Source organism: Enterobacter sp. EGD-HP1 (genome assembly GCF_000733275.2).
Taxonomy (GTDB): Bacteria; Pseudomonadota; Gammaproteobacteria; order Enterobacterales; family Enterobacteriaceae; genus Enterobacter.
The window spans coordinates 1-12,359 of sequence record NZ_AVOP01000002.1; the positions used below are offsets into that span (position 1 = coordinate 1).

Here is a 12,359-nt window from a genome sequence, read left to right on the forward strand (position 1 = left end):
AAGTGGTGGTGGCCGAGCCGCCACTAGAAACTAACTGAACACCATCAGCATGTATAGTAGTAGAGGTTGCTGAACCGTCACTCTCGACGTGCTGATAGCCTCCACTATTGATGGTAGCAGTAGTGGCTGTGCCGCCACTGAGGATGTACTGTCCACCACCTTCGATGGTGGTAGAATTCGCCGAACCTCCAGCGTAGACGTTCTGATAACCCCAGGTGTTGATGGTGGTGTCACTGGCCATACCACCACTGGAGACGTGCTGATAACCGCCACTATTGATTGTAGTAAAAGTGGCCAAGCCACCGCTGAAGATACTCTGAGTACCACTGTTTATCGTGGTTGTAATGGTCAGGCCGCCATTAGAGACGAGCTGGACTCCAGCGCTTATAGTAGTGCTTGTGGCCGTTCCTCCGCTGACGAACTGGTTACCACCATCAAGGATGGTAATGGTAGCCTCCCCGCCATTATAGATGAGCTGAGAACCACCGCTCATTATGCGTGTCGATGTAGCCGACCCGCCACTGGACACGCGCTGATTACCACTATAAATGGTGGTGCTAGTGGCCGACCCGCCACTGGATACATGCTGAGCACCACCACTGATGGTGGTTTCAGTGGCAGTGGCACCAGTGGAGACGTGCTGATTACCCATGACTTTAATGGTGGTGTCGATGGCAGTGCCGCCATTTGAAACGTGCTGTTCTCCATCAATTCCAACGATAGAGGTATTAACCGCTAGACCGCCATTAGAAACGTGCTGCTTTCCACCGATTTTAATATCAGTAGAGGTTGCCCGGCCGCCACTTGAGATGTACTGAGTACCACCGCTGTTAATGGTAGTAGAGGTGGCTGAGCCGCCTCTGTAAACGTGCTGACTACCACGGTCGAGGGTAGCATTGGCGGCCAAGCCACCACTAGAGATGAGCTGTTCACCACCGTTACTGACGGTGCTATAAGTGGCGATGCCACCATTTGAGACATGCTGAAAGCCACCGCTAATGATGGTAGTAGAATTGGCACTACCACCACCGTAGATGTGCTGGTTGCCATTGCCTCTAATGGTAGTAACATTGGCCCAACCGCCACTGGAGACACGCTGAATGCCACCGCTATTGATAGTGGTGTAAGAGGCCCAGCCGCCATTTGAAACTAACTGAGTGCCACCTGTGTTGATGATGGTAGCAGAGGTATAACCGTCACTAGTGATGAACTGACTACCACCGCTATTAATGGTGGTGGAGATGGCCCTGTCCCCTGAATGAATACCCTGTATGCCCGTTACCGTCACACCCACATAATCCGCAGCCATAACCGGACCTGAAGGCAGCAGCACGGCACCCAGCAGCAACGCCAAAGCACTTTTCTTTGGCGTCAGCTTCGGACGACCGGACCCGGTCGCCAGTTCAGAAGTCACAACCCACTGCTGGCGCGACTCGCACCAGACGGTGGTATATATCTTGTTCATATCTATGTCCCTTACTTATCAACTAATCCTGAATGCAGACGGTCCACCATGCCGATGACCTGTTTACCGGTTATCAGACTCGTGCACTCGTACTGACGTGGGGTGTTCTTGTGATGCGGACACCACAAATAATCCACGTGGTCAAAATCAACGGACGTGTCATCCCAGCAGCCGTTACAGCCATGGCTGCTGAACACCCGCCAGGGGGTGTAAAATTCGCTGTTGGGGAGACTGAATCCGCTGATTAACACCACAGGGATACCGGACGCCCAGGCTAGCCATGACAGCCCGCTGCCAAGTCCGATAAAGAAGCTCGCATGCCTTAACAGGTCCACACGCTCCTGAAGCGGAATATCGCCCGTGAAGTCTTCGGCGCCCTGGGGAATGTGGTTCCAGACGAAGCCCTGGCCGTAATGCGCATGGCGGTCAATGCACAGCACCCGATATCCCAGAGACTTAAGGTGAGCAACTACCTCTGCCCAGCCATGGCCGTTGTTCCAGTACTTGGCCTGGTTAGTGGACTGCACGGCGATGCAGACGTACGGCTCCGCAATTTTTCGCTCTGCATCCAGCTTCAGACGGGGCGGGCACTCCCGCGGATCGACCCCGAGGATATAGCCGGCATTGCGGTGGAAGCCGACCTTCCTGAAGTCAATGGGCTGATGTGTGGTATCACCCTTAAAGAAAAGTCCGACATACCAGGATGCATAGGGATTAACCGTCTGCAGATTGTCCTTAGTGGAGAACGTGATCTCGGGATACTGCGCGCTGAGCAGTTCAATGATTTCCTGCCCCATGACGCACTCAAGCTGACAGCGGTGCAGCTGGCGAAAACGCTCTGCGTAATGGAACCAGCCAAGCATGTCGCCCAGAGTTCCCGTCGGGAAAAAGATGACGACGGGCTTGTCCTTCATATCCAGCGTTTCATCCAGGACCGGGCTCACCGATCCCTGGTGGAATACCTGAATGCGGAAGCGGACGTAATATTTTTTATTACTGGTTACCCAGCCGCCTTCTGAATCACACCTGAAAAGAATATTGCCGCTGTCGTCATCCATTAAGATGACGTGCCATTTTCCTTCCGGAAGCAAAACGCGCGCGCCATAGTTAAAATCATAAAGAATTCCTTCTGGCCCTTTGTATGATGGAAGCTCTGGAGGGTTTGTGAAATTAGCTGACATATATAAATTGTCCTCGGTGGTAATTTTAAATTTGTAACAATTAGGTTGAATGCACTACTGTTATTTAAGTAATGCTTTTCTATGACAGGTTGCGAACTGCTGTATTTATGTTTTTGAAAAGTGTTATATGTGCGTGCAAAACTCGTGCATGCTTACAGGTTTTGAAAATAGATAACCCTGAAAAATATCCACCCCTTTATCTTTCAAAAGCGATAGTTGTTCTTTATTTTCTATACCTTCAGCAATAACATGAATTTGCAGCCGCTCTGCGAGAGTGATAATGGAATCAATCACCGCGGAATAGATTAATGATCCATTGCTGGCAATTGTGAGGCATTTATCAATCTTGATTGTTGAGAAACCTGCATGTTCAATATATTTAAGGCATGAACTCCCGCTGCCGAAATCATCAATCGCAAATCGCACTCCTGACTCAGTAAGCTGTTGCATAGCATCGAGTGCAAAGTCGTCCAGGTTCATTGTTCCGCGTTCGACAATTTCCAGCGTGACAGCAATGCGTCCGTCGAATACTTTCTTAAAGTCCTTCACTGCATCAATAACTCTTGAAGAGTTCAACTGTCTCGCACAGATGTTGAAGGAGAGATAAAAGTCATCAGGTAGAGTACCTTCATAGCCTTCGAAAAATGTTTTAACATCAGACATCAGACTGCAAGTGACATCATTAATCACCTCGCATGATTCCATTGCCGAAAGGTATTTTTCGGGAGATTGGTAAATCCCATCTTTGAGAACTCTGAGTAATACCTCTCCGCCTACGATCTTATCTCCCTTACATACCGGCTGAATGAAGGGAACAAATTCAGCATTGGTCAGTTCCGCTGATAAGATTGTTTCTCTAATCACTGTACGAGCTTTGATGAAGAAACGTTCTGCCTTTATGAGCATTTTGGTGCTTATCATAATGTCGCTCCTTATCTACTGGATTCGCTACCCGAGCGGTCTCTTCGTTACCGGGGCTGTGAATGGCGGTAGGGCGGATGACTGCTCCTGAAGATTAAGAACCTGCTCATTCACTTCTGCGAATAATCCTATCAACCAAAAACACAATGCAGGTATATGTATCGGTGATTTGTTAAATTACAAATTAATATTCTGATAAGGTCCGATTTTACAAGCAATGTAACTGCTAAAGCTGCTGTCACGCCTGGCTGTGCTAGGATGAGACACAGAAGCTGATGGGTTTCCGTAAGTTGGAGAAACGAGAGAAACCATTCAATTACCATCATGGATAAGGAGTCAGAGATGGTTTTCGTGATTGATAATAGGGTTTTCTATCGATCGGAAGATGGTGCTATATGGCCATCCGGAGACGAAGGCTCTACTGTCATTCTGACCCTGACAATGAACAGACTTCTTGCATGTCTTCTGGAAAAGCATGGTCAGGTTCTGACGCGAAATGAACTTCTGGATAGCGTCTGGGATGCTCATGGTCTTCGTTCCTCGAGTCACACCCTAAACAAATACATCTCCGAACTGAGAAAGCATTTCCTACAGTTTGGGATTGTCGATGAGTGTATTACTACTGTGCCTCGCGTTGGCTTTATGTTTAATAGTGATGTCGAGGTAAGGGTTCAGACTCAGCCCATTACTGATGATGAGTCTCGGTTAGAAGATGACAAAAATGACGCGCAAATAGCAAAGCAACGGTCTCCTGTGCGAGTTAAATATAGAAAATGGCCTATTGCTCTGGCATTGGCAGTCGTTTTAATAAGCGCGACCTTGATTACCTTAGGGCTTAGGGTTCCATCAAAAGATCTAGCTCAGGTGAGAGAATTAAAGACTTATTTTCTCTTTAACTATGGATCGTGCCCTGTATACACAGTACAGAGAAACTCCGCATCACTTTCTGAACAAAAAAAGGAATTGTTCATCGAGTTAGCGAAAGAGAATGGAATTAACTGTCTCGAGGGAGCCTCATTTTTGTATCAGGTTTCTGAGTCATATCTTTACGGTAACAAAGGACGCGCTTTCATCAGTCGCTGTACGTCCAGAAACGATAAATACATTTCCTGCCTCAATAACTACTGGAGTGGTTATGAACGCAATTAATAAAAAAACAGGTAGCCTGGCCGTAATTTTACTCGTCGTCCTGGCGTTATCGGTGTGGTTCTATGTTCACATGCGTCAGAAACAGAGTGCGTTAAATGTAAACTGTTCCACAATAGTACGTTATAACCACCATGAACCTGATTTCATCGCTACGCTGGAGTTTGTTTTCCGTTTGGATAAAAATCACGATGGCCAGGCTGTCCTGTCGGGTAATATCCATTCAGAAAGAGGTGTTCATATCATCTCGCGTACAATTCTCTTTAGCTATGAGATGAGCAGGCCAGGTGAGATTTCACTGACAGATACGCGCTACGTTAAAAATCCACGAGATACTGCTGATGATGAAAGTTTCAAAAGCAGCTTCTTTTACGTTCCTGAAGGTACCGTTCGTCCGCTAAAGATAGAGCCTTCAAGTAATGGCTGGCTGATAGGAAATCTGCAATCGCCATTTGCGCTTTGCGTGAACAGGTAAGAATACGTCAGACATTAATCTCGAAAGGAGCCGTAACATGACTCACATTTTTGTGAAGTAATTTATCGGAAGCGAGTCATAAGTGTTGGCTTGAAAAACCGGGCTTCGCGCCCGGTTTTTTATCTTACAACCAGCACAGGGCATTTCGCATGCCGTACCACTGCCGCAGCGTTTGAACCCAACAGATATGTCGATATATCAGGTTTGTGGGAGGCGATGATAATCAGGTCGGCGCCGATCGTGTCAGCGAGCTTAAGGATTTGATCCTTAGGGGATCCCGTCACGGCGTGAGTCTGAATTTTGTCTGCCGGGATTTTGAATTGCTTAACAATTTCATCCAGTTTCGCTAAGGCCGCGTGCTGGAACTCTTTCATCTTCGGCATTTCTACGGAGTAGGCCAGACCTAATGATGAATAATATGGAAGCGATGGAATAACGGTAAGAAAGTGGACTTGAGCTGTGTTAAGTGCTGTATGTGCCTGAACGAAGGGGATAACCATGTGCGTCAGGCTATCCTCCGAAATGTCAATTGGAACCAAAATTGAGTTATACATTTGTCCCTCCTGAGTGTTTTTCACCCACATCAGGTTAGACCGTTAATTTCAGGAAAACAGAGAGCAAGCTGTCATAATGGGGATAAATTTCGGTTATGTGATATTCGTACAGTCAAACCTGCCTGTCATTATGTCGCGACAATGAACATTCTCGCTTCCTGGGCCGCGTTAGGGTCACTGACCGTGCAAACGGCAAAGGCAATACCGGGCGTTAAGCCCGGTAATAGACTTATATTGCGTGACAGCTGACGGACGCGATAATTTTATTTCCGCCCATATTATCCATAATCAGATCGAGCAATTTCCGGTATTCCTCCCGAGTCATCACCTCGGCCCGTATTTCGGTTTTCCCTTCTGCTTGCGCCGTTGCGGAATAAATCGCTTTCAGACTTAACGTTAACTCTTTCGCCATGTTTACGACGCTCTGCCGCACCGCATCTTCATGCTCATCATTGCAGGTGATTTTCAGGACATAGCATTTTTCACCTTCATGGATCGCAGGCAGTTGATTAATCCGCTGCGCGGCTTCGCGAAGCAGGATGTTGGCGCAGAGAATAATTAGGCTGGCCATGGCGGCATTCCAGAACTGGCCTAAACCGCACAGCACGCCAATTCCGGCCGAGCACCACAGCGTTGCGGCGGTATTCAGACCTCGAATATTCATTCCTTCACGCATAATGACGCCTGCACCAAGAAAGCCTATCCCGGAGACGATCTGCGCTGCGATACGCCCCGGGCTATCAGGAGAGGTGGATACAGAACTTAAAATGAACACCGCCGCGCCCGTGGCAACCAGTGCATTGGTACGAAGCCCGGCCATACGCTGGCGCCACTGTCTTTCCGCGCCAATAATTGCGCCCAGCAGCATCGCTGCGAGCAGATGAGAGATATAAGGGAACATCAGCCAATCGCCTGTAACGTTATTAATTAATAAGCGTCAGTGCTTTGCTAAGCACATCATCACGCCGTTTAAATGCTAAGCGTGTCAGGATGACGGTGGCGGAAAGAGTGAATGTGTAAACATGAACATGCGATGCCCCACAAATTGAGTGGTTCTTACTGTATCGGGATACAATCGCTTAAAGAGGATTGCTGCCCACCGTTTCAGGTAAGCAGCGAGAAATTTGCGCTAGCTTACCTTCGTATCGACGATAAAATAACTTTCCAACGAAGGTCTCCTGTGAAAATTTATTGCCAGTATAGGCACGCAAGCTAATGAGTAAAGCAAAAAAACAGCCTCCGTTATGGATTGTTTAAGTTCGGAAGGCATGTTTTTAAGACGTCATCTGATTTTCAAAAATACCCGGTATACTACATTTCCTTTTTTACAGGCGATAACAGACAAAGGCAGGCAGTATGTCTCTTCGTTCGCTGCGGGCATTGTGCCTGACAAGTTTTTTCATTGCGGATGTCCGCGATGGCCTCGGTCCTTTTCTCGGTATTTTTCTGACCGAACGCCACTGGGCTCCCGATGATATCGGCATCCTGATGACGGCCGGTGGCCTGGCGGGATTACTCGCTACGCTGCCCGCGGGATTCATCACCGACACATCACGCAGCAAGCGGACCGTGCTGGCGCTGGTGTGCCTGCTCATCACCCTTAGCACGCTCCTGCTTTGGTTTAGCCAGCAGAGCGGCGTTGTCGCCGTTTCGCAAATTGTCTCCGGTATCTGCGCGGCGTTTGTCGGGCCGCTGATCGCCGGGATTTCGCTGGGCCTGACCGGCCAGAGCGGGTTCAGCGCGCAGATGGGCAAAAATGAGGCGTTCAATCACGGGGGCAATTTTGTCACCGCGGTGATTGCGGGCGGTATTGCCTGGTACTGGGGCGTCGGCGGGATTTTCCTGCTGATGACCTGTACCACGCTGTTAACGCTGTGCGCGCTGCTTGCCATTCGCACCGGCGATATTGATAACGACGCGGCGCGCGGGCTGTCCTCTTCGGCTAATCTGCCGGTCCCTGGTTTTGCCGTGCTGATTAAAAACCGTGCGCTTTTTGTGACCGGACTGACGCTGCTGCTGTTTCACCTGGCGAACGCCGCGCTGCTGCCGATGCTGAGCATGAGAGTGGCCGCAGCTCCCGCCTCGATCAACCCCGGTTTGTACGCGGCGGCCACCGTCATTATCTCGCAGGCCGTGATGATCCCAGTCGCCATCTGGGTCGCCCACAGAATAGACCGCTACGGCTACTGGCGCTTGATTATGCTGGCACTTATGGTGATGCCGGTGCGCGCGGCGCTGGCGGCGTCGACGGACGCGCCGTTAATGATGATCCCGGTACAAATCCTCGACGGATTGGCCGCAGGGATCCTGGGGGTTGTGGTTCCGTCGTTTATCGTGGTGCTGCTACGCGGGAGCGGACACGTCAATGCCGGGCAGAGCGTGGTGATGCTGATGCAGGGGGTTGGGGCATCCATGAGTCCGGCGTTAACCGGCATGATTGCGGGTCATTACTCCTTTGCGGTGGCATTCAGCGTCCTGAGCGCGATTGCGCTGGTGGCCGTCCTGCTATGGTGGTGCTTTGCGCACCGGGCCTGGGAGGCAGACAGTACGCCGGGTGGGGCATAGCCGCCGCCCGGCGTCATGCTTATGCCAGTTCGTTAGGGCACGCTTCGCCCTTTTCCAGCTGCTGCAGGTTACCCAGCGTGGTTTCCGAAATGCTGATCAGCGCTTCGGCCGTCAGAAACGCCTGGTGTCCGGTAAACAGCACGTTATGGCAGGCGGACAGGCGGCGGAACACGTCGTCCTGAATCACATCATTAGACTTGTCTTCAAAGAACAGATCGCGTTCGTTCTCGTACACGTCCATCCCCAGCGCGCCAATTTTCTGGGTTTTGAGCGCTTCGATAGCGGCCTGAGAGTCAACCAGCCCGCCGCGGCTGGTGTTGATGATCATCACGCCATCTTTCATCTGGTCAAACGCCGCCTGGTTGAGCAGGTGGTAGTTCTCCGGCGTCAGCGGACAGTGCAGGGAGATTACGTCAGACTGTGAGAACAGGGTCGGCAGGTCGACGTATTCCACGCCCAGGTCCAGCGCAGCGGCGCTCGGGTACGGATCGAACGCCAGCAGACGCATGCCGAAGCCTTTCAGAATGCGCAGGGCAGCCACGCCAATTTTACCGGTGCCGATCACGCCCGCGGTTTTGCCGTACATGGTGAAGCCGGTCAGCCCTTCCAGCGAGAAGTTGGCGTCACGGGTACGCTGATAAGCGCGGTGAATACGACGGTTGAGCGACATCATCATGCCAATCGCATGTTCCGCCACCGCTTCCGGTGAGTACGCCGGCACGCGCACCACCTTCAGACCCAGCTCTTTCGCCGCGTCGAGGTCCACGTTATTAAAGCCCGCGCAGCGCAGGGCGATGTACTTCACCCCCTGTTTTTTCAACTCTTCCAGCACCGGACGACTGCCGTCATCGTTAACAAAAATGCAGACGCCTTCGCAGCCGTGCGCCGTTTTGGCGGTTTTTTCGGACAGCAGAAAGTCGAAAAATTCAAGCTCAAACCCGTAAGCCTCGTTAACATGTTGCAGATACTTTTTGTCGTACTGCTTTGTGCTATATACCGCGAGTTTCATAAGACTTTCTCCAGTGATTTTGCATTCACGTTAGCATGATTAAAATTATCTTACAATTTCTAAAATATTATTGAATTCAATAAGTTCTATCAATTATTCTAGAGCATCTATCCTTAAAAATGGCATTCCCTTCAACTGACTGGCTAAACATGCGACAATGATCGGCACTGCCGGCTTAATTCTTTCGCTAAATCAGGATATTAACTGCCCATGAAGGGTAAATACAAAGCCGCTCTTGCGCTTTTACTGCTGTTCATATTATTGCCGCTGACGCTGCTGATGACGCTCGCCCAGTGGGTACCGACGCTCGCCGGGATCTGGCTGCCCGTCGGGACGCGCATCGCTTTCGAAGAGAGCCCGAAACTGACTCGCCACGCGCTGGTGATCCCCGATCTTCGCTATCTGGTTGAAGATTGCGAAATTGCCCGCATCGATAACGTGACGCTGTCACATCCGAGCCGCTGGAAGCTGGATATCGGTGCGCTGGATCTCAATTCCGTCTGTCTGAGCAAAATTCCCCAGTCTGCGCCCTCAACGGTCGCCCCCAAAACGCTGGCACAGTGGCAGGCCGTGTTACCCAATACCTGGATCACCGTTCACCGTCTGACGCTGTCGCCCTGGCAGCAGTGGCAGGGCGAACTTCATGCATCGCTGACGCCGTCCATTCAGGAGATCGCCTATAAAGGCGAGCAGGTCAGCATTAAAGGTACGCTTCGCGGTCAAACGCTCTCGGTCAGCCAGTTCGATGTACAGCTCCCGGACCAGCCGCAGCCCATTAAGCTGGTGGGCGAGTTTACCCTGCCGCTGGTTCCGGACGGCGTGCCGGTGAAGGGCCACGCGGTCGCGACCTTTAACGTGCCACAGTTAACGTCTCTGGTCGATGCCGATCTGGACTGGGAAGACAACCAGGGACAGCTGGTGGTGATGGCGCGGGACAACCCCGATCCGCTGCTCGATCTGCCGTGGCACATCACCGCGGAGCAGCTGAACATCAGCGACGGACGCTGGAACTGGGATCTTTCCGGTATGCCGCTGAGCGGACGCGTTTCGCTTCGCGCCGACAACTGGCAGCAGGGGCTGGATAAAACCACCCTGACCGGACGACTGAACGTGCTGACCCACGGTGATGCGGGGAAAGGCAATGCGGTACTGAATATTGGGCCCGGCAGGCTCAGCATGGAAAACAGCGATATGCCGCTGCATCTCAGCGGCGAGGCGAAGCAAAACGATCTTATTCTGTACGCCAAATTGCCCGCCACGCTGACCGGCAGCCTGTATGAACCGCAGCTGGCCTTTGAGCCGGGGGCGCTGCTTCGCTCGCGCGGGCGCATCATCAACTCACTCGATATTGATGAAATCCGCTGGCCGCTGGCGGGCGTGAAGCTGACGCAGAAGGGCGTTGACGGCCGTCTGCAGGCGATTCTGCGCGCCCATGAAAACGAGATGGGTGATTTTGAACTCCACCTGGACGGTCAGGCCAACGACTTTTTACCCGACAACGGCCTGTGGCAGTGGCGCTACTGGGGAAAAGGCGGCTTTACGCCGATGCATGCCCGCTGGGATGTCGCCGGGAAAGGCGAGTGGCGCGACAAGCTTATCGAGCTGACGGCGCTCTCCACCGGTTTTGACAAGCTCCAGTACGGCACGATGGAGGTCAGCAAGCCGCGCCTGGTGCTGGAGCAACCGGTGCGCTGGTTGCGTGACCCGGATAAACCGGCATTCAGCGGCGCGCTGTCGCTCAACGCCGGGCAAACCCGTTTCTCCGGGGGCAGCGCGTTGCCGCCCTCGGTCCTGACCTTCAGCGTCGACGGCACCGACCCGACCATTTTTCAGTTCAAGGGCGACCTCCATGCGGACAAAATCGGCCCGGTACAGGTGAACGGACGCTGGGACGGCGTACGCCTGCGCGGGCAGGCCTGGTGGCCGAAACAGTCGCTCACCGTCTTCCAGCCGCTGATCCCGCCGGACTGGAAAATGACGCTGCGCGACGGAGAACTTTACGCGCAGGTCGCCTTCTCGGCGGCGGCCGATCAGGGCTTTGAAGCGGGGGGGCACGGCGTGCTGAAATCCGGCAGCGCCTGGATGCCGGATAACCAGATTAACGGCGTCGATTTTGTGCTGCCGTTCCGCTTCAGCGAGGGAACCTGGTCCCTCGGTACGCGCGGTCCGGTCACGTTGCGCATTGGCGAAGTGGAAAACTTGGTGACCGCGCGCAACATTACCGCCGATCTACAGGGTGATTATCCCTGGACGGAGGACAATCCGCTGCTGCTCACCAACGTGAAGGTGGAAACCCTCGGCGGGAAGATCACCATGCAGCAGCTGCGGATGCCGCAGCACGATCCGGCCCTGCTGCGCGTGGACAATATCTCCTCCAGCGAGCTGATTAGCGCCGTCAATCCGAAACAGTTTGCCATGTCAGGGCCGGTGAGCGGGGCGCTGCCGTTCTGGCTGGACAATGAAAAATGGATCATTAAAGATGGCTGGCTGACCAACCCGGGCCCAATGACGCTGCGCATCGACAAAGATACGGCCGACGCCATCGTCAAAGATAATATGGTTGCGGGCGCGGCGATTAACTGGCTCCGCTATATGGAAATTTCGCGTTCGTGGACGAGAATCAATTTAGATAACCTGGGTGAATTAACCATGCAGGCGACCATCAAGGGGACCAGCCGGGTGGATGGCAAAAGCAGCTCCGTCAACCTGAACTATACCCATGACGAGAATGTCTTTACCCTCTGGCGCAGCCTGCGTTTTGGGGACAACCTGCAAACCTGGTTTGAGCAACATGCGGCGATACCTGCTCCCCGCAGTTTGACTGGCAAGGAAAGTGAGGAACAACAATGAAAAAGATGGCTGGTGTGCTCACCGTTGCCGTTGCCGCGCTACTGACCGGCTGTACGCCGCGCATTGAAGTCGCTGCGCCAAAGGAGCCGATTACCATCAATATGAATGTCAAAATCGAACATGAGATCCATATTAAGGTCGATAAAGACGTTGAAACCCTGCTGAAATCGCGCAGCGATCTGTTCTGAGGATG

Annotated in this window: 11 protein-coding genes; 5 read left to right on the plus strand and 6 right to left on the minus strand. The window is 52.3% G+C overall.

All coding sequences use genetic code 11. The annotated features are described in order from the left end of the window. From N037_RS03960 to N037_RS03970, 3 genes are all read right to left on the minus strand, one after another. The coding region (locus tag N037_RS03960; protein WP_032639190.1) for an AIDA repeat-containing protein at positions 1-1,465 on the minus strand (1,465 nt) is incomplete at its 3' end. Between the two features lie 11 nt (positions 1,466-1,476). Beyond that, on the minus strand, positions 1,477-2,646 hold the full coding sequence (locus N037_RS03965) for an autotransporter strand-loop-strand O-heptosyltransferase (protein ID WP_082440882.1): 1,170 nt from the start codon (positions 2,644-2,646) through the stop codon (positions 1,477-1,479). Positions 2,647-2,769: 123 nt separating this feature from the next. After that, positions 2,770-3,567 (minus strand): EAL domain-containing protein, encoded by a 798-nt coding sequence (locus N037_RS03970; protein ID WP_032639194.1) that lies wholly within the window; start codon positions 3,565-3,567, stop codon positions 2,770-2,772. A 342-nt stretch (positions 3,568-3,909) separates the two neighbouring features. On the opposite strand from N037_RS03970, the gene N037_RS03975 reads away from it, so the two are divergent. Further along, positions 3,910-4,716: a winged helix-turn-helix domain-containing protein gene (locus tag N037_RS03975; RefSeq protein ID WP_032639196.1), complete on the plus strand. Its 807-nt coding sequence runs from the start codon at positions 3,910-3,912 to the stop codon at positions 4,714-4,716. Next, a complete protein-coding gene (locus N037_RS03980) occupies positions 4,703-5,188 on the plus strand; it encodes a hypothetical protein (RefSeq protein WP_032639199.1) in 486 nt (161 codons plus the stop codon). The genes N037_RS03975 and N037_RS03980 overlap by 14 nt, the downstream gene beginning before the upstream one ends. Before the next feature lie 119 nt (positions 5,189-5,307). Here N037_RS03980 and uspF read toward each other — a convergent pair whose 3' ends face one another. After that, positions 5,308-5,742 (minus strand): universal stress protein UspF, encoded by a 435-nt coding sequence (uspF, locus tag N037_RS03985; RefSeq protein ID WP_032639201.1) that lies wholly within the window; start codon positions 5,740-5,742, stop codon positions 5,308-5,310. 229 nt (positions 5,743-5,971) lie between these two features. Continuing rightward, positions 5,972-6,643, minus strand: coding sequence for an MgtC family protein (locus N037_RS03990; protein ID WP_023335556.1), 672 nt, complete (start codon positions 6,641-6,643; stop codon positions 5,972-5,974). A gap of 455 nt (positions 6,644-7,098) precedes the next feature. Here N037_RS03990 and N037_RS03995 point away from each other — a divergent pair, with 455 nt between their 5' ends. Continuing rightward, positions 7,099-8,307 (plus strand): MFS transporter, encoded by a 1,209-nt coding sequence (locus tag N037_RS03995; protein ID WP_032639203.1) that lies wholly within the window; start codon positions 7,099-7,101, stop codon positions 8,305-8,307. Between the two features lie 19 nt (positions 8,308-8,326). Here N037_RS03995 and N037_RS04000 read toward each other — a convergent pair whose 3' ends face one another. Then, positions 8,327-9,316, minus strand: coding sequence for a 2-hydroxyacid dehydrogenase (locus tag N037_RS04000; protein ID WP_008502392.1), 990 nt, complete (start codon positions 9,314-9,316; stop codon positions 8,327-8,329). Positions 9,317-9,526: 210 nt separating this feature from the next. On the opposite strand from N037_RS04000, the gene N037_RS04005 reads away from it, so the two are divergent. Further along, positions 9,527-12,166 carry a YdbH family protein gene (locus tag N037_RS04005; RefSeq protein ID WP_032639205.1) on the plus strand — a complete coding sequence of 880 codons (2,640 nt, stop codon included), beginning with the start codon at positions 9,527-9,529 and terminating at the stop codon, positions 12,164-12,166. Further along, positions 12,163-12,354 carry a YnbE family lipoprotein gene (locus tag N037_RS04010; protein ID WP_014169918.1) on the plus strand — a complete coding sequence of 64 codons (192 nt, stop codon included), beginning with the start codon at positions 12,163-12,165 and terminating at the stop codon, positions 12,352-12,354. The genes N037_RS04005 and N037_RS04010 overlap by 4 nt, the downstream gene beginning before the upstream one ends. The last annotated feature ends 5 nt before the right edge of the window (positions 12,355-12,359 follow it).